A 16,685-nucleotide genomic window follows, 5' to 3' on the forward strand; every position below is an offset into this window, starting at 1 on the left:
AATATGGAAACTTACAAAATTCAAGCAAACGCATCTGGAACAAGAAATATAGCAGTGACGGAAGAGCATCTGAATACAATAAAGAAGTATTCTCTTTTGAAGAATCTTATTGACAGTAACGGCATTATTGATGAACCGGTGCTTGATAAACTTAAACTTAATGTCAGGTCTATGTTGGAGTCTTCTGCCGAGGTTGATAAGGAACTTCTTGATTTGTGCCTTGATGTGATTTATAATAATAACATGAAGGCTTTTGGCTTGTATCAGCTCGTGTTGTTGTTTATCAAATGGGAAAATGAAAACAAGTCATCTGACGATAACGAAAATAAAGTAAATGACTGATTATAGGCTTTCAGACTGGATACCTACAACTAAAAAGGAGGTTGAACTTAGAGGCTGGGATGAACTTGATGTTATCTTGTTCTCTGGAGACGCTTATGTAGATCATCCTTCTTTTGGCTGTGCTGTTATTGCGAGAACTTTGGAGGCACAGGGCTTACGTGTCGCAATTGTTCCGCAACCTGACTGGCATGGTGATTTCCGTGACTTTAAAAAACTGGGACGTCCGAGGCTGTTCTTTGGTATAGCGCCAGGATGTATGGACTCTATGGTTAATAAATATACGGCCAATCGCCGTCTTCGTTCTGAAGATGCATATAGTCCGGATGGCAGGCATGATTGCAGACCTGAGTACCCGACAGTTGTTTACAGTCATATCCTACGTAAATTATATCCTGATGTTCCAATTATATTAGGTGGTATTGAAGCTTCTTTGCGCAGGCTTACTCATTATGATTATTGGAAAGATGAACTGAAGAAATGTATTCTGTGTGATTCTGGAGCGGACATGATTATTTATGGAATGGGGGAGAAACCGATTACTGCGCTTTGTAAAGAGTTGCAGGAGGGACGCAACATTCATGAAATACATGATATACCGCAAACAGTGTATCTCATAAAGAAGAAAGATTTTGCCAATGACATTAAATCCGATGATCTTATCTTGCATTCTCATGAGGAATGTCTTGTAAATAAGAAGTTTCAGGCAGAGAATTTCAGGCATATAGAGGAAGAGTCAAACATGCTACATGCGCACAGACTTCTGCAAGAAGTTGACGGGTATTATGCTGTCGTAAATCCTCCTTATCCCCCCATGACAACAGAGGAACTTGACAGTTGTTATGATTTGCCGTATACCAGACTTCCTCATCCGAAATATAAAAATAAGCGTATTCCTGCTTATGAGATGATAAAACATTCTGTAAATATTCATCGTGGATGTTTTGGCGGGTGTGCTTTTTGTACGATAAGTGCCCATCAAGGTAAGTTTATCGTTTCAAGAAGTAAGCAAAGCATACTTAAAGAGGTTAAGAAGGTTATCGAAATGCCTGACTTTAAAGGATACATAAGTGATTTGGGAGGCCCGTCAGCTAATATGTATGCCATGTCGGGAAAGAATAAATCTATTTGTGAAAAATGCAAACGGCCGTCATGTATAAATCCTAATATATGTAAGAATCTTAATACAGACCATCGCCCATTGCTGGATGTATATAAGGCCGTAGACTCACTGCCAGGCATAAAGAAGAGTTTTATCGGAAGCGGTGTCCGTTACGATTTGTTGCTTCATAGAAGTGATGATGAGAATATTAATAAAGCTGCAAAAGAGTATACACGCGAACTGATTTGCAGGCATGTTAGCGGCAGACTGAAAGTTGCGCCTGAACATACATCTGATAGGGTGTTAAAGTTAATGCGTAAGCCTCCGTTCTCTCAGTTTGAGTCTTTTAAAAAGATATTTGACGATATAAACACAAAGGAGAATTTAAGGCAGCAGATTATACCTTATTTTATAAGCAGCCATCCCGGATGTAAGGAAGAAGATATGGCAGAACTTGCTGTAAAGACAAAAAACTTAAATTTTCATCTGGAACAGGTGCAGGATTTTACACCAACTCCAATGACCGTAAGTACAGAGGCTTGGTACACCGGCTTTGACCCTTATACTTTAGAACCTGTATTTTCGGCTAAAACTCAACGTGAGAAACTTGCCCAAAAGCAATTCTTCTTTTGGTATAAGCCGGAGGAGAGAAGAAATATCGAACATGAGTTGATGAGGCTTGGACGACCGGATTTGATCAGGCAACTATATCCAAGACCATTGCAGAATTACGCAAACAAGTCGAAGAATGAAAATAATAGAACAACTGGTAGTAGGAAAGAAAAGCCAAGAGGAGTGCGAAGACGGAATAATCGTTAATGAGAATTTCGCTGCTGTTATAGATGGAAGTACAAGCAAGACACCTATCCGTATGAACGGCTTGTGTTCTAACGGCAGATATTGCATGGAACTCATAAAGAATTGTATAAATTCTATTTCTAGTGACATTGATGTATATGGATTTTGTCAATATATGACAAAATCCATATATTCGAAATACATAGATTTAAAAATAGATGTCGAAAGATTGAAGTTGCATCCCGAAGAGCGTCTTACAGCTAGTGCGATTGTTTATTCTTCCAAGTTGAGGCAACTATGGATGATTGGAGATTGTCAGTGTCTTGTTGGTGGTTGCTTTTATGATAATCCTAAGCCTTATGAACAGGAATTAGCCGAACAAAGAGCTTTATTTTTACGTGAAGCAATTAATAATGGTATAACACCGGAAAGTGTAAGTATAAAAGATTGTGGAAGAGAAAGTATACTTCCGGAATTGGTAAAATGCTGCAGATATCAGAATGTTTCTTATGCTGTTATTGACGGTTTTGATATACCTATGGATAAAGTTCGTGTGATAAATGTTGACGAAGGGATAAATGAGCTTGTTTTGGCGAGTGACGGTTATCCGTTTTTGAAACCGACTTTAGACGAAAGTGAAGCTATGCTGTCAAGCCAGTTGGAGAACGATCCGCTTTGTATTAATACATTTAAAGCAACAAAAGGACTTATGGCAGGAAATAAGTCTTTTGACGACAGAAGCTATTTGCGTGTCGGTATATAGTTAATATGTAAAACAAAATATTTCAACCGGCCAACAGTTATAAATTTAAATCTAAGACTGTTATTTGTCGATGGATATACTTGTTGGCCGATTGAAATAAATATAAAGACTAAGTAAGATGCTCTTCTTTTAATTCATTATTAATCCAGATTTTTAAATTTGAGCATGCACCAATCGTTTTTGCTGTTATTGTCAATAAGGGTCAGTTTTAGCGATTTAGCCTTTTCTACTAATATTTCAGTGTCACTTGTATAGAATCCGCTTAATATCAGCACAGCTCCCGCAGACATTTTCTGTTTGAACATATGCATGTCGGCAAGTAGAATATTTCTGTTTATGTTGGCTGTTATTACATCGTATTTGTCTTTTATATCTTTCAATACATTTGAATCGCCCAATAGTACAGACACATTCTCAACGTTGTTAAGAGTGCAGTTGTGCGTAGTGTTTCTTACGCTCCATTCGTCTATGTCATAAGCAGTTACGGCTTTGGCGCCAAGTTTAGATGCAACTATCGACAGAATGCCTGTTCCACATCCGCAATCTAAAAATAATTTATCTTTCAGTTCTGTGTTAAAAAGCTCGTTGATTATCATGTATGTCGTTTCATGATTGCCTGTGCCAAATGCCTGTTCTGTGTCAATTGTTATATTGAGCAGGTTTTCGTCTTTAACAAGTTGCGGTACATTGTTCTTATCGTGTATTATACATTTATTTTCAATGAGTATAGGTTTAAAACCTTGCTCCTCCCATGCGGCATTCCAGTTTTTGTCCTCAGCATCTTCAACGTTATAGGTTATCTGGATATCGTCTATAGGAAAGTTGTTAAGACATTCATCTAAAACTTCTTTGTTGAAGTTTTGTGTCTGAACGTAACCGGTTACAGTCGACATGACATCCTCGAATGACTCAAAGCCGGCATTGCCTGCAAAGTCACATAGAATGTCTTTTGCTGCTTGCAGAAGCATTTCGTCATCGATATTTCGTCCTTGATTGTCTGTAATGCAGAATTTTACTTCAAGATATTTCATACTACGTGTTAAATTTTTATGCAAATGTATAAAAAATAGGGGAAAACCTATTATGGTTTAGGGTTTTTCCCTAATTTTGCATTACAAGAAATTTTATTTTTGCATACAAGAAAATCTGCTTATTAAATTAAGAAGTGTAGAGAATATGAAGACAAAGGTATTATTTTATAATAATATTAGGAGGTGGGGTTTATGAAAAGAAATATTTTAGCATTATTTTTATTTGGTCTGATATCGTCAGGAGCATATGCTCAGGATGATATGTATTTTACGCCCAAGAAGACAGAAAAAGTTGTGAAGGAAGTAGCTCCTGTTGCGTCATATCATGAAAATCATATGGATGTAGACGAATACAACAGGCGTGGCTTTTGGGGTAATGAGGGATACGTCCAGGCCTCAGACACAACAGCTAGTGATGTTATTGACTTCAGCCCATCTGATTCGTTGCAGACAACTGCATCTGCAGGGGCGGACGGTGAGTATGATGAAAGTTATAATCCCGAGGATGACTATGTGTATAGCCGCCGTATGAGCCGGTTTGATGATTTTTATTGGTACGATCCTTGGTATTATGGGTGGTATGGACCTTATTGGTATGGCAGTCCATATTGGTATGCTTATTCAGGTTGGTATGGTCCTTGGTATGATCCATGGTATTATGGATGGTACAGGCCTTGGGGCTATGGATGGTATCATTCGTGGTATTGGCCAGTTTCATATTACAGACCCTATAGGGGCATAACCGGAACGAGCAATCACGGGCGTGTGAACTACGGCCACTCAGGAGGAGTAAACAAGAATTTCAGAGGTTATCGTGGCACAAATAACCGTGCTAACGCCAACCGTGGTTCTTATAACGACCGAAATAATAACTCGAATACAAATTATAACCGATTTAACGGTAACCGCAGAAATAATTACAATAATCAAAACACGATGCCTCGTCCGTCGTACAACAATGGCAGCTCATTCGGCGGTAGCCGTGGCGGCGGATCTTTCGGTGGCGGTTCGTTTGGCGGTAGCCGCGGAGGAGGTGGCGGTGGACACTTCGGCGGTCGTAGATAGTTTGTTGGGTGAGATAAATTTTGTTACATAAAAATATTTTGACTATGAGACGTTTACTAATTATATTCGCGTCAACTCTTTTTGCATCATATATGTCGGCGCAAGAGACTTATGAAAATGCCAATATTGCAGGCGAAGACCTCAACGGCACAGCCCGTTATGTAGGTATGGGAGGTGCGCTTGATGCTTTAGGTGCAGATATTTCGACTATTGGTACAAACCCTGCCGGTATAGGTCTGTTCCGCCATTCGATGGCAAATGTTTCGTTTGGCTTCGTGTCACAGCAGGACGGTAAAAGTTTTGCAAACGGTAATACAACGAACATGAGCTTTGATCAGGCCGGTTTTGTGTATTCAAAGCGTACGGGACGAAACTCTTTTCTGAACCTTGCGTTCAATTATCACAAGAGCCGTAATTTCAATTACATACTTTCTGCTGCCGGTGCTCTTAAGGGCGCGTCACAGAATAAACTGTCTTACATGAAGGGAGCTGAGGGTGTGTTTAATATTTATAACGATAACGGTACATTCCTTGCAGATGATAATTCATTTAGCCAAGTTGACTATCTGTACTACAATGCCTTGCTTTCTGATGCAGACGGTGCATTCTATTATAACAATGCAACCAATTATATGTTCAACCGCGCCAATACCGGTTATATAGGCGAGTATGACTTTAACATCAGCGGTAATATAAACGATCGTGTATACCTTGGTCTTACCGTAGGAATAAGCGATGTAAACTATAAGGGCTATAGTGAATATACCGAGGCTCTTGTAGATGCTGACGGCGGGTCTGTGGGAAATGTTACTCTTGCAGATGAACGTCGTATAAGTGGAAGTGGAGTTAATGTTAAGGCCGGTGTCATTATACGTCCTATAGAGACATCACCTTTCCGTATAGGTCTTTCTGTTGCAACGCCTACATGGTATGATTTGACAACGTCAAACTATACAACCTTGGCAAACAACTCAAGTGTAGGCATGTATGATTCTGGCGAAATAGGCGAGAGCTATGACTTTAAACTTTATACACCTTGGAAGTTTGGCGTGAGCCTTGGTACCACAGTGGGCAATTATCTGGCCATCGGTGCAGGATATGAGTATGCCGATTATGGATGTATTGATTCAAGAGTAAACACTGGCGGAGGATATGACTGGTATTATGATGAATATTGGGAGAGCAGTGCAAGCGATAACGCAATGAACAATCATACAGAAAACACTCTGAAAGGTGTCAGTACGCTGAAACTTGGTGTTGAGTTTAAGCCGGATGCAAAATTGTCTTTACGACTTGGATATAATTATGTTTCGCCGATGTATGAGAAATATGGATATAAAGACGGAACAATAAACTCTCCCGGTTCGTATTACAGTTCTTCGACAGATTATACAAACTGGAAGGCAACTAACCGTATAACATGTGGTCTGGGATATAACATAGGTAAGATGTCTTTAGACCTTGCATACCAGTATACTGTTCAGGACGGTGATTTCAGCCCGTTCACTAATTATTATGCAGGACCTCAGGATACGCCTGAAAATAATAACATTTGTGATGCTGTGAACGTTTCAAACAAGCGCCATCAGCTTTTGCTCACGTTAGGTTATCACTTCTAGGCAATTATGGCTGCAACACCTACATGAAGTATGTAGGAAAAACAATTATACAGCCAGATAATCAGTCTCGATTTGCTTAGGTATAAATATAATTATGGCAGATATTTACACTCATAAGGTGAAAATATCTGCCATGTTATTTTTCTTGACATGCAGGCTGTCTCCTTTTGTCTTTAGCGTTTCCCGCGTCTTGTTCTGATGTTTCCTTTTGTGTGGCGGTTGCCATTTCTTTAATCTTTTATTATGACAAATGGGTATATTTGCGTGGTATTGTTTGTTTGGGCTAACTTATGATTCTGCGAAATAATCTTATGGTTAATTGCAAGTTGATGTGTGAGACGATGTCAGACATTTCAATATACATGCGCGGAATGTTGGTTTGGCATAAAAAATAGGGCGGTTTAAAATAAAGCCGCCCTGTTTTTATAAAAGTATTCTCGTGTTACTATTTTATCTGAACCTCCTGATATGCCACAAGTCTGTCAGTACGTTCTCCCTGACCTCTGTAGTAGACTAAGGCCTGATATTTATTTTCTGTCTGATAGAAACTTCCCTCAGTAGGCATGATCTGCACAGTACCGGAGTTGTCGAGCATCACGATTTGATATGAGTAGTAACCCTGTTTCTGCATTATTGTTGCTTCATAGCACAGAGTGGCATCGTTGTATGTCATTTGGTAGTCCGGCGTAAACCAGTCGTTGGTCCATGTGGCATTCAGATATACTGTGCCGTTGACTTTCTGAGGGCATTTCAGCCTGTAGTGCACGAATACGTATTCTGATGAAATGTCGTTCTCAATATTGTCACTGTTGCGTATGTAGAATGCTCCGTTGGCATCTTCATCATAGACATAATTCAGCCGCGGCTCGCACATGAACGGATATACATTATAGTTCTTGCCGTCCCAGTCAATGCGGTCGATGCCCATTGTCGGATGGCTGACGTCAAGAACTTCAAATTTGTGATATTCGTTTCCGGCAGGAAATATCAGGTCTCTGTTGTGGTCCCATTTAAGGCCATTGGGCATGATGTATTGCGGTTTTGCATTCAGTTTGGCGTTATACCATCTTCCGTTTTGCATTACGGCAGTTTTAATCTGTGATGTCGGGTCGGTTACGTTGATGTTGCCATAGCTCAGCTGCATCGACACCTGCTGATGAGCCTTGTTAAAGTCGAGGTCTGTGTTTGTCGTAACGCTTAGCTGCAATCCCATTTGAGGCTCGAGCACCATGAAGCACGCCGTAAACACACGCCGGTTGTTGTCGTTTTCGTCATAAACAGTAAGTTTGTAGTTGCCGCTCATCTTCAGTTGGCAGTCTTCGTTCGGTATGCGCAGCTTGTAGTGTGTGTAAAGTACGTTTGTGTTTATCGACTCTTCATTATCGTCGATGGTGCTTCCGTCGGCAAATCCTTCGATGTAGTCGCTGGTAAAAAGTTGGTCTGACACCGTCCAGTCTGCATTGCAGTGCTCAATTTTGTATACATATCTGTGATAAGAATGCGTGAGATCATCGAACCCGATGTTTATAATGTCGTTAGGACTGTTTCCTCTTAGTTTTATCACAGGCAGCGACATCCAGTTTTGTCCGGCCACCACTTGCAGCGACTTTATGTTTGGGTCATAAATTTCATGCCTTTGTGCATTGGCGCACGTGATGAGTGATGTCAGCAATGTTAAAAGTATAGTTTTCTTCATAAGGTCTTTTTTTATAATATATAACGCAAAGAATTTCTGTTTATTGCTTTTTGTAATCCCTGCAGGCGGTCTGCCTATTTTGTGTAGTTTCAGCATTCTTTTTTATTTTAAATAATGCTTTTGTCATTATTTTGTTGCCCTAATAAATGATTTGGGCTTCTATTTATAGCTTTTGTCGCATGTATAATTGTTTTATTTCGGAACAAGCCGTTTGTTGCTGTTGTGACATTTAACGCTTCTGAAATGCCTGTCGCGTTTTGGAATTTGTAGTTTGATGGGAAAATGCGCTAAAATACTCATTTACTGCAAGTGCCTGATTATAAGCGTGTTACTTCCTTTTGACTAAAAACTGTAGCACTCCGCATATGTAAAATACGGCTTTTTGCAGTCTGATATGCCATGTTTTGTGGTCTAACTCATTGCTTTTTGCTTCGGATTTAAGTGCTTTTTGTATTTGAAATCACTTAAAATGATTATAAATACACGTCTAATAGTGAACACGTGTTAACAGTCGGCCGGTATGATATTCATATTTTTAATCTTGATTAACGTTGCATTTTCTAAAACAAAAAATAATAATGTCCTGATTTTTTACTTATGAAGCGTTCGCGTTTTGTCCTTTTTGAGAACAATAACCGTTTTTGTCTTAATGTCATTGTGGCATGTTCCGGCTATGGTGTCGTTGCGTTGTGTCATATAATTTTTTGATTTTGACATGCTCCGATAGTCTACAATGTCAATAAAATCAGATATTTATTTTGTGTTGTTTTTATTTTGCGTTATCTTTGCATGATAATTACCGGTAAACGAAAGATATATGAATATAGCCAAAGTTAAAGATTCTGATTTGCGCAATGCTGCTTCTGCAGGTATGGATGAGTTCTTGAAAGTGTTTACAGACGCAATAATGGCGAGCGTGGGCGGAGAGCTTACAGCCGACACAATGGCAGAACTCAATTCGGATCAGATAACGCTTCTTGCATATGACATACTGCATAATGAGGTGATGGATGGAGGTTTTGTTCAGCTGATTTATAACGGATATGGAAGTTTCCTGTTCCGCAACCCTTTTGCAAAAGCGATAAAAGGGTGGGGCATAGACGAGCTGGCAAGTCTTGTAAAAAAGGCCGGAAAGCTTTATTTCAAATATAAGAATGAAATAGAGCGCGAGTGCACCGACGATGAGTTTATGGCTATGTTTGAGCAATATCCCGAATTTGACGACCTCGATGACTTGTTCGTTGAGAACGAAGAGACCTGGACAGGGATGGTGGCCTGTTACGTGGATGAGCATATCGAACGTTTTGTAACGGTTGAGGAATAAAACAGATTGAAAAATGAACAAAGAAGAAGAACTGCTTAGAAAGAAAAGTCCGGTAAGCATCCGTAACAAGAAAGCCTCTTTCGAGTATTTTTTTGTTGATACATACACAGCCGGTATTGTGCTTACCGGTACAGAGATAAAGTCGATTCGGCTTGGCAAGGCTTCGCTTGTTGACAGCTTCTGCTATATACACAATGGCGAGATATGGGTCAAGGGAATGAACATTTCGCCTTATTTCTTTGGCTCATATAACAACCATGAGGCAAAGCGCGACCGTAAGCTGCTTCTGAATAAACGCGAGATTCATAAACTTCAGGAAGCCACCAAGCAAGTTGGTTTCACCATAGTGCCCATATTGGTGTTTATTGACGATCATGGACGGGCAAAGATGGATATAGCCTTGGCTAAAGGTAAGAAGGAATTTGACAAGCGTCAGACGATGAAGGAGAAAGAAGACCGGCGCGAGATGGACAGGGCTATGAAGCATTATTAAGTTAAAACGTTGGCTTTATTATGGAACGTGTCATAAAGAATATAGTTTTTGATTTGGGCGGCGTCATTATGACCCTTGACCCTGCAGAGGCTTTGCGCCGTTTCAAGGCTCTCGGTCTGTCTGATGCCGAGCGCTATCTTGATTCTTACACGCAGTCAGGCATCTTCGGAAATCTCGAGGAAGGAAAGATTACTGCGGAGGATTTTCGCAGCAAACTCAGCAGCCTGACAGGGCACGAACTTACGTTCGATGAGTGTAAGCATGCATGGCTTGGCTATCGTAAAGATGTTCCGCAGCGCAATCTTGACTTGCTGAAAGAGCTTCGTGCCAAGGGCTATCGTCTTATTCTGCTGTCTAACACCAATCCGTTTATGATGGATTGGGCGTTGAGCTGTGAATTCGACGGAAAAGGCTCATCTCTCAACGACTATTTCGATGCTTTATATTTGAGCTATCGTCTTGGCATAATGAAACCTGCGCCTGATTTTTTCAGACAAGTGCTTGACAACGAAAATATCCTGCCGGAAGAGACACTCTTTGTCGATGACGGCCCGCGCAATGTTGAGGCTGCAGGCAAATTGGGGTTCATGACAATGTGCCCGGATAACGGTTCTGACTGGACCGGTGAGCTTCGCTCACTTCTTCATTTATGAAATCATTCGGCATATTTGTGCGGAATTTCAGACATATACAGATAAGATGTTGTAATAAATTGCTACTTTTGTAGGCGTTTAAAATAATATAAAATGGTTTTCAAGAAAAAAAGGAGATGGCATTGTCTCTCTGGTCAGCCGATTACTGACATGGATAAACAGGTTATGTATTGGGAAAACAAGGGAAAACTTGTGCCTACGCGTGACCTGATAAAAACTCCCGAGCAGATTGAAGGTATAAGACGAAGCGGAGTTATCAACACAGAAGTGTTAGACGAAGTGGCCAAGAATATTCATGAAGGAATGAATACTCTTGAGATAGACAAAATCTGTTATGACTATTGTGTAAGCCATGGCGGCACACCGGCTTGCCTTAATTATGAGGGATATCCTAAGAGTGTATGTACAAGCATAAACGAAGTCGTATGTCATGGCATACCAAAGGAAGAAGATGTGCTTAAGGAAGGAGATATTATTAACGTCGACTTTACTACAATACTTGACGGATATTATGCCGACGCTTCCAGAATGTTCATTATTGGCAAGACCACACCTGAGAAGGAGCAGCTGGTCCGTGTTGCCAAGGAATGTCTTGAGATTGGAGCAGAGGCCGCTAAGCCATATTGCTTTGTAGGCGATATCGGACATGCGATACAAAAGCATGCCGAGAAATATCATTATGGTGTCGTGCGTGATCTTTGTGGTCACGGAGTGGGACTTAAGTTCCATGAAGAGCCTGAGGTCCTGCATTTTGGCCACCGCGGCACGGGCATGCTTATTGTGCCGGGCATGGTGTTTACTATTGAGCCGATGATAAATATGGGAACATGGCAGGTGTTCATTGATGCCGATGACAAGTATGGCTGGGAAGTGATAACCGGTGATGAGAAACCGAGTGCACAATGGGAACACACTTTCCTTATGACTGAACATGGTGTGGAAATTCTTTCAGAATGATTTTAGATTATGAATGACGTATATATATTAGGTATAGAAAGCAGCTGCGACGACACTTCTGCTGCTGTTCTTCGCAACGGCGTGCTGTTGAGCAATGTGACGGCTTCTCAGGAAGTGCATAAGGCTTATGGTGGTGTTGTGCCAGAGCTGGCTTCGCGTGCGCATCAGCAAAATGTCGTTCCGGTTGTTGATCAGGCTTTGAAGCGTGCCGGTATTGAGAAAGAACAGCTGTCTGCCATTGCCTTCACGCGCGGTCCGGGACTTATGGGCTCGTTGCTCGTAGGAGTCAGCTTTGCAAAGGGCATGGCCCGTTCGTTAGGCATTCCCCTTATTGATGTCAATCATCTGCAGGGCCATGTCATGGCTCACTTTATTAAAGAGAGCGACGACGACCATTCTGCTCCTCCCTTGCCGTTTATCTGCCTGCTCGTTAGTGGCGGCAATTCGCAGATAGTGAAGGTTAATGCCTATAATGACATGCAGGTGCTCGGACAGACTATTGATGATGCTGCAGGTGAGGCTATCGATAAGTGTTCAAAGGTAATGGGTCTGGGTTATCCCGGTGGCCCGATTATAGACAGACTGGCCCGTCAGGGCAATCCTCATGCATATAAGTTTGCCGAGCCGCATATACCTGGATTGAATTATAGCTTCAGCGGACTAAAGACGTCTTTCCTTTATAGTTTGCGTGAGTGGATAAAGGACGATCCTGATTTTATAGAGCATCATAAGGAAGACTTGGCTGCCAGCCTTGAGTATACAATTGTTGATATATTGATGAAGAAACTCCGTCTTGCCGTAAAGCAGACAAATATCAAGCATGTGGCTGTTGCCGGAGGTGTCAGCGCAAATAACGGATTGCGCAATGCCTTCCATGAGCATGCAGAGAAGTATGGCTGGACAATTTATATACCGAAGTTCAGCTATACCACCGATAATGCGGCTATGATTGGCATAACGGGCTATTATAAATATCTTGACAATGACTATTGCTCAATAGATAAGCCGGCATTTTCAAAAGTAACTTTTCAATAAATAAATTAAATATGGATTTCGAAAACAAAATACTCAGCAGAGAGATAAGTCAGTTTATTTGGGAAAAAGGCAAGACATTAGGTACGGCGGAGAGCTGCACGGGTGGCCGTATAGCTGAAGCAATAGTCCTTATGCCCGGAGCGTCAAACTATTTTAAGGGCAGCATAGTCTCATATACTAATGAAGTTAAGGAAAAGGTGTTGGGAGTAAGTCATGAGGTTCTTGAAGAAAAGACAGCTGTATGTGAGGAAGTTGCCATTGAGATGGTTAAAGGAGCAATAAAATTGCTTAATGTTGACTATGCAATCTCTGCAACAGGAATAGCTGGACCGTCAGGAGGTACACACGAGAACCCCGTTGGAACTATTTGGATAGCATGCGGAAGTGCTGATGACATCGTGACTTTAAAACTTGAGGAAGATAAAGGCCGCGACCTGAACTTGGCTAATGCCACAAGCAAGGCTTTGCAGTTGTTCTTGCAGTATCTGACAGACAGACTTGCAGAGGAAACGCCTACAGATGCTGAAAAGCATTGATGGATGCCTTGAGCCGTTTGATTGTCTTCTTGTGCGATTAAGAACTCTCAAGTATCAGTCTTGACTTTCTTTAATAGTGCTAAAAAAAGATAAATATTTGATTATTAGCGAAAATGTTTTGCTTATTCAGAAAAAGTTAGTAATTTTGCACTCTGTTTGGAATAAGTATCAAAAGATTAAACAAAAAACGTAGATTGCAATGTCGAAGATTTGTCAAATAACAGGGAAAAAAGCTCAGATTGGAAATAACGTTTCACACTCAAAGCATCGTACAAAACGCAGCTTTGACGTGAATCTTTTCAGCAAGAAATTCTATTACGTAGAAGAGCAGTGCTGGATAAGCTTGAAGATAAGTGCGGCTGGCTTGCGCTTGATTAATAAGGTTGGCTTGGACGCAGCTCTTAAGCAGGCTGTTTCTAAAGGCTACTGCGATTGGAAGGATATTAAAGTTATAGGAGAATAAGCACAATGGCAAAGAAAGCTAAGGGTAATAGAGTTCAGGTTGTATTGGAGTGCACCGAAATGAAAAATAGCGGTCTTCCTGGTACAAGCCGTTATGTTACAACAAAGAACCGCAAGAACACTCCTGAGAGAATGGAGTTGATGAAGTATAATCCTATCTTGAAGAAGATGACTCTTCACAAGGAGATTAAGTAATAACAATTAAAACAGTTTTAGAAAATGGCAAAGAAAACCGTCGCTACCCTCCACGAAGGTTCAAAGGATGGTCGCGCTTATACTAAGGTTATTAAGATGGTGAAAAGTCCTAAGACAGGTGCCTATATCTTTGACGAGCAGATGGTACCTAATGAGGCTGTTAAAGACTTTTTTAAGAACTAATCTTTGAATATGAGATATTTTAAAAAGGCTGCAAATAATTTTGCAGCCTTTTTTGTTGTGGATGTGAGTTCATTTTACTAATTTTGTAGCAAAATATTTATTATGGGGTTATTTGGTATTTTTAATAAGAACAAAAAAGAAACCTTAGATAAGGGCTTGGAGAAAACAAAGCAGAGTGTTTTTTCAAAAATAGCCCGTGCCGTTGCAGGAAAGTCTAAAGTTGATGATGATGTGCTCGACAATTTGGAAGAAGTCTTGATCACGTCTGATGTCGGTGTTGATACAACATTAAAAATAATTCGCAGAATTGAGGAAAGAGTTGCACGTGACAAATATGTCTCAGTGTCAGAACTTAACGGCATACTTCGTGATGAGATTGCTGCCTTGTTGGCTGAAAATAACTCCGAGGACAATGATGATTGGGGACTGCCGCAAGACCATTCTCCTTATGTGATACTTGTTGTAGGTGTTAACGGCGTTGGAAAGACGACAACAATAGGCAAGCTCGCTTACCAATTTAAAAAAGCCGGCAAGAAAGTTTACCTTGGCGCAGCAGATACGTTCCGTGCAGCTGCTGTAGAGCAATTGTCTATATGGGGAGAACGTGTCGGAGTTCCGGTGGTCAAACAGCAGATGGGTGCTGATCCCGCAAGTGTTGCATTTGATACGCTAAGTTCAGCAAAGGCTAACGGAGCTGATGTAGTGTTGATTGACACAGCAGGGCGTTTGCATAACAAGGTCGGTCTTATGAATGAGCTTAAGAAGATAAAGGATGTGATGAAAAAGGTCATTCCTCAGGCTCCGGATGAGGTTATGCTCGTGCTTGATGGTTCAACCGGACAAAATGCTTTTGAACAGGCTAAGCAGTTCTCTGCTGTAACTCAAATAACAAGTCTTGCCATAACGAAGCTTGACGGAACAGCCAAGGGAGGTGTCGTGATTGGAATATCAGACCAGTTGAAAGTTCCTGTTAAATATATTGGATTGGGTGAGGGAATGGAAGACCTTCAGCTGTTTAATAAGAAACAATTTGTAGATTCACTCTTTAAGGTAGAAAAGTGAGAAAGAACCAGATAGATTTTATAACCATGGGATGCTCTAAGAATCTTGTTGACAGTGAGATTCTTATGCGCCAGTTTGAACTAAATGGATATAAATGTGTACATGACAGCAAAAATCCACAAGGAGAAATTGCTGTCATTAATACATGTGGCTTTATCGGTGATGCAAAGGAAGAAAGTATAAATACTATTCTTGAATTTGCACAGGCAAAGGAAGAGGGACGTATAAACAAACTTTATGTCATGGGATGCCTGTCCCAAAGATATAAAGCAGAATTGGAAAAGGAAATACCTCAGGTAGATAAATATTACGGGAAATTTGACTTCAAACAGTTGCTTACCGATTTAGGTAAGGCCGAAGTGTTGGATTGCAGAAATAAGAGATTCCTTACAACTCCGCATCATTACGCATACATAAAGATTAGTGAAGGATGCGACCGTCATTGCGCTTATTGTGCCATACCGCTGATTACCGGACGGCACGTCAGCAGGCCAAAGGAAGAGATTCTGGAGGAAGTAAAGGCTTTTGTGGCATCTGGCGTAAAGGAATTTCAGATTATTGCTCAGGAATTAACATATTATGGCATTGATATAGACGGTAAACGTCATATCGCTGATTTAATATCTGCAATTGCAGACGTTCCCGGTGTAGAGTGGGTACGTTTGCATTATGCCTATCCAACACATTTTCCTTATGAACTTTTAGATGTCATAAGGGAAAAACCAAATGTATGTAAGTATTTGGATATTGCATTACAGCATATTTCTGACAATATGCTTCAGGCAATGAAACGAAATATAACTAAGGAAGAAACTTATGCGTTGATAGAACGTATAAGGAAAGAGGTTCCAGGCATTCATTTGCGTACAACGCTTATGGTTGGCTTTCCTGGTGAAACCGACGAGGATTTTGAAGAACTGATGGAGTTCACCAAATGGGCGCGGTTTGAGCGTATGGGAGCTTTTGCCTATTCAGAGGAAGAAGGTACTTATAGTGAAATTCATTATAATGATGATATTGCTGATGATATTAAACAAAAACGTTTGGACCGTTTAATGGATTTACAGCAGAATATAAGTGGTGAGATTGCTTCTGAGAAAATAGGAAAGGTGTTTAAGGTCATTATCGATAGAAAAGAAGGTGATTATTATATTGGTAGAACTGAATTTAGTTCTCCTGAAGTAGATCCGGAGGTTCTCATACCTGTAAGTGAAAAACGTCTTCGTACAGGTTGTTTCTATAATGTGAAAATAACTGATGCAGAAGAGTTTGATCTGTATGGTACAGTAAACTATTGATTGCCTTATAGTATAAAATACCATAATTAGGCTGTTGGTAATGTTTGGCATCGTGTTTTTACGCTATGCTTGAT

The 16,685-nt window shown here is 40.6% G+C and carries 18 protein-coding genes; 16 read left to right on the plus strand and 2 right to left on the minus strand.

Going from position 1 to position 16,685, the window contains the following annotated elements:
• The first annotated feature begins 3 nt into the window (after positions 1–3).
• The 3 genes from EJL04_RS03695 to EJL04_RS03705 are packed head-to-tail and all read left to right on the plus strand — an operon-like array spanning position 4 to position 3,002.
• Positions 4–342 (plus strand): hypothetical protein, encoded by a 339-nt coding sequence (locus tag EJL04_RS03695; protein WP_021854964.1) that lies wholly within the window; start codon positions 4–6, stop codon positions 340–342.
• Complete coding sequence (locus EJL04_RS03700; protein WP_125104095.1) at positions 335–2,260, plus strand: YgiQ family radical SAM protein; 1,926 nt, start codon at positions 335–337, stop codon at positions 2,258–2,260. The genes EJL04_RS03695 and EJL04_RS03700 overlap by 8 nt, the downstream gene beginning before the upstream one ends.
• A complete protein-coding gene (locus EJL04_RS03705) occupies positions 2,190–3,002 on the plus strand; it encodes a hypothetical protein (protein WP_125104096.1) in 813 nt (270 codons plus the stop codon). The genes EJL04_RS03700 and EJL04_RS03705 overlap by 71 nt, the downstream gene beginning before the upstream one ends.
• Positions 3,003–3,142: 140 nt before the next feature.
• On the opposite strand, the gene prmA is transcribed toward EJL04_RS03705, so the two are convergent.
• Positions 3,143–4,033, minus strand: a complete 891-nt coding sequence (prmA, locus tag EJL04_RS03710; RefSeq protein ID WP_125104097.1) for a 50S ribosomal protein L11 methyltransferase — start codon at positions 4,031–4,033, stop codon at positions 3,143–3,145.
• 192 nt (positions 4,034–4,225) lie between these two features.
• Here prmA and EJL04_RS03715 point away from each other — a divergent pair, with 192 nt between their 5' ends.
• The gene (locus EJL04_RS03715) at positions 4,226–5,098 is read left to right on the plus strand and encodes a hypothetical protein (protein ID WP_125104098.1); all 873 of its coding nucleotides are present in this window, start codon (positions 4,226–4,228) and stop codon (positions 5,096–5,098) included.
• 44 nt (positions 5,099–5,142) lie between these two features.
• Positions 5,143–6,717: an OmpP1/FadL family transporter gene (locus EJL04_RS03720; RefSeq protein WP_021854959.1), complete on the plus strand. Its 1,575-nt coding sequence runs from the start codon at positions 5,143–5,145 to the stop codon at positions 6,715–6,717.
• A gap of 445 nt (positions 6,718–7,162) precedes the next feature.
• Here the strand turns inward: EJL04_RS03720 and EJL04_RS03725 are convergent, their stop codons facing one another.
• Positions 7,163–8,413, minus strand: coding sequence for a type IX secretion system plug protein (locus EJL04_RS03725; RefSeq protein WP_125104099.1), 1,251 nt, complete (start codon positions 8,411–8,413; stop codon positions 7,163–7,165).
• A gap of 817 nt (positions 8,414–9,230) precedes the next feature.
• Between EJL04_RS03725 and EJL04_RS03730 the strand changes: the two genes are divergently transcribed.
• The 11 genes from EJL04_RS03730 to rimO all read left to right on the plus strand — a co-directional run bounded on the left by EJL04_RS03730 (position 9,231) and on the right by rimO (position 16,611).
• Positions 9,231–9,737, plus strand: a complete 507-nt coding sequence (locus EJL04_RS03730) for a DMP19 family protein (protein WP_021854956.1) — start codon at positions 9,231–9,233, stop codon at positions 9,735–9,737.
• 13 nt (positions 9,738–9,750) lie between these two features.
• Positions 9,751–10,230 carry an SsrA-binding protein SmpB gene (gene smpB / locus EJL04_RS03735; protein WP_021854955.1) on the plus strand — a complete coding sequence of 160 codons (480 nt, stop codon included), beginning with the start codon at positions 9,751–9,753 and terminating at the stop codon, positions 10,228–10,230.
• 20 nt (positions 10,231–10,250) lie between these two features.
• Positions 10,251–10,883 (plus strand): HAD family hydrolase, encoded by a 633-nt coding sequence (locus tag EJL04_RS03740; protein WP_125104100.1) that lies wholly within the window; start codon positions 10,251–10,253, stop codon positions 10,881–10,883.
• Between the two features lie 93 nt (positions 10,884–10,976).
• Positions 10,977–11,840: a type I methionyl aminopeptidase gene (map, locus tag EJL04_RS03745; protein WP_021854953.1), complete on the plus strand. Its 864-nt coding sequence runs from the start codon at positions 10,977–10,979 to the stop codon at positions 11,838–11,840.
• A gap of 9 nt (positions 11,841–11,849) precedes the next feature.
• Positions 11,850–12,875 carry a tRNA (adenosine(37)-N6)-threonylcarbamoyltransferase complex transferase subunit TsaD gene (gene tsaD, locus EJL04_RS03750; RefSeq protein WP_053398018.1) on the plus strand — a complete coding sequence of 342 codons (1,026 nt, stop codon included), beginning with the start codon at positions 11,850–11,852 and terminating at the stop codon, positions 12,873–12,875.
• Between the two features lie 11 nt (positions 12,876–12,886).
• Complete coding sequence (locus tag EJL04_RS03755; RefSeq protein ID WP_125104101.1) at positions 12,887–13,411, plus strand: CinA family protein; 525 nt, start codon at positions 12,887–12,889, stop codon at positions 13,409–13,411.
• 199 nt (positions 13,412–13,610) lie between these two features.
• Complete coding sequence (gene rpmB / locus EJL04_RS03760; RefSeq protein WP_021854950.1) at positions 13,611–13,874, plus strand: 50S ribosomal protein L28; 264 nt, start codon at positions 13,611–13,613, stop codon at positions 13,872–13,874.
• Between the two features lie 5 nt (positions 13,875–13,879).
• Positions 13,880–14,068, plus strand: coding sequence for a 50S ribosomal protein L33 (rpmG, locus tag EJL04_RS03765; protein WP_021851691.1), 189 nt, complete (start codon positions 13,880–13,882; stop codon positions 14,066–14,068).
• A 24-nt stretch (positions 14,069–14,092) separates the two neighbouring features.
• Entirely contained in the window at positions 14,093–14,251 is a 159-nt protein-coding gene (locus EJL04_RS03770) for a DUF4295 domain-containing protein (RefSeq protein ID WP_006950479.1), read from the plus strand.
• A 102-nt stretch (positions 14,252–14,353) separates the two neighbouring features.
• Complete coding sequence (gene ftsY / locus EJL04_RS03775) at positions 14,354–15,313, plus strand: signal recognition particle-docking protein FtsY (protein ID WP_021854949.1); 960 nt, start codon at positions 14,354–14,356, stop codon at positions 15,311–15,313.
• On the plus strand, positions 15,310–16,611 hold the full coding sequence (gene rimO, locus EJL04_RS03780; protein ID WP_053398020.1) for a 30S ribosomal protein S12 methylthiotransferase RimO: 1,302 nt from the start codon (positions 15,310–15,312) through the stop codon (positions 16,609–16,611). Before ftsY ends, rimO begins: the two co-directional genes overlap by 4 nt.
• Positions 16,612–16,685: the final 74 nt, after the last annotated feature.

The sequence above is a fragment of the Prevotella marseillensis genome, assembly GCF_900625065.1.
GTDB classification, from domain to species: domain Bacteria; phylum Bacteroidota; class Bacteroidia; order Bacteroidales; family Bacteroidaceae; genus Prevotella; species Prevotella rara.

Bases quoted from the DNA above. Each gene is read 5' to 3' on its own strand.
- EJL04_RS03755 (WP_125104101.1), top strand. From the start codon at position 12,887: ATGGATTTCGAAAACAAAATACTCAGCAGAGAGATAAGTCAGTTTATT.
- rpmB (WP_021854950.1), top strand. From the start codon at position 13,611: ATGTCGAAGATTTGTCAAATAACAGGGAAAAAAGCTCAGATTGGAAAT.
- EJL04_RS03740 (WP_125104100.1), top strand. From the start codon at position 10,251: ATGGAACGTGTCATAAAGAATATAGTTTTTGATTTGGGCGGCGTCATT.
- rpmG (WP_021851691.1), top strand. From the start codon at position 13,880: ATGGCAAAGAAAGCTAAGGGTAATAGAGTTCAGGTTGTATTGGAGTGC.
- EJL04_RS03730 (WP_021854956.1), top strand. From the start codon at position 9,231: ATGAATATAGCCAAAGTTAAAGATTCTGATTTGCGCAATGCTGCTTCT.
- ftsY (WP_021854949.1), top strand. From the start codon at position 14,354: ATGGGGTTATTTGGTATTTTTAATAAGAACAAAAAAGAAACCTTAGAT.
- prmA (WP_125104097.1), bottom strand. From the start codon at position 4,033: ATGAAATATCTTGAAGTAAAATTCTGCATTACAGACAATCAAGGACGA.
- tsaD (WP_053398018.1), top strand. From the start codon at position 11,850: ATGAATGACGTATATATATTAGGTATAGAAAGCAGCTGCGACGACACT.
- EJL04_RS03705 (WP_125104096.1), top strand. From the start codon at position 2,190: ATGAAAATAATAGAACAACTGGTAGTAGGAAAGAAAAGCCAAGAGGAG.
- smpB (WP_021854955.1), top strand. From the start codon at position 9,751: ATGAACAAAGAAGAAGAACTGCTTAGAAAGAAAAGTCCGGTAAGCATC.
- map (WP_021854953.1), top strand. From the start codon at position 10,977: ATGGTTTTCAAGAAAAAAAGGAGATGGCATTGTCTCTCTGGTCAGCCG.
- EJL04_RS03725 (WP_125104099.1), bottom strand. From the start codon at position 8,413: ATGAAGAAAACTATACTTTTAACATTGCTGACATCACTCATCACGTGC.
- EJL04_RS03715 (WP_125104098.1), top strand. From the start codon at position 4,226: ATGAAAAGAAATATTTTAGCATTATTTTTATTTGGTCTGATATCGTCA.
- EJL04_RS03695 (WP_021854964.1), top strand. From the start codon at position 4: ATGGAAACTTACAAAATTCAAGCAAACGCATCTGGAACAAGAAATATA.
- EJL04_RS03700 (WP_125104095.1), top strand. From the start codon at position 335: ATGACTGATTATAGGCTTTCAGACTGGATACCTACAACTAAAAAGGAG.
- EJL04_RS03770 (WP_006950479.1), top strand. From the start codon at position 14,093: ATGGCAAAGAAAACCGTCGCTACCCTCCACGAAGGTTCAAAGGATGGT.
- EJL04_RS03720 (WP_021854959.1), top strand. From the start codon at position 5,143: ATGAGACGTTTACTAATTATATTCGCGTCAACTCTTTTTGCATCATAT.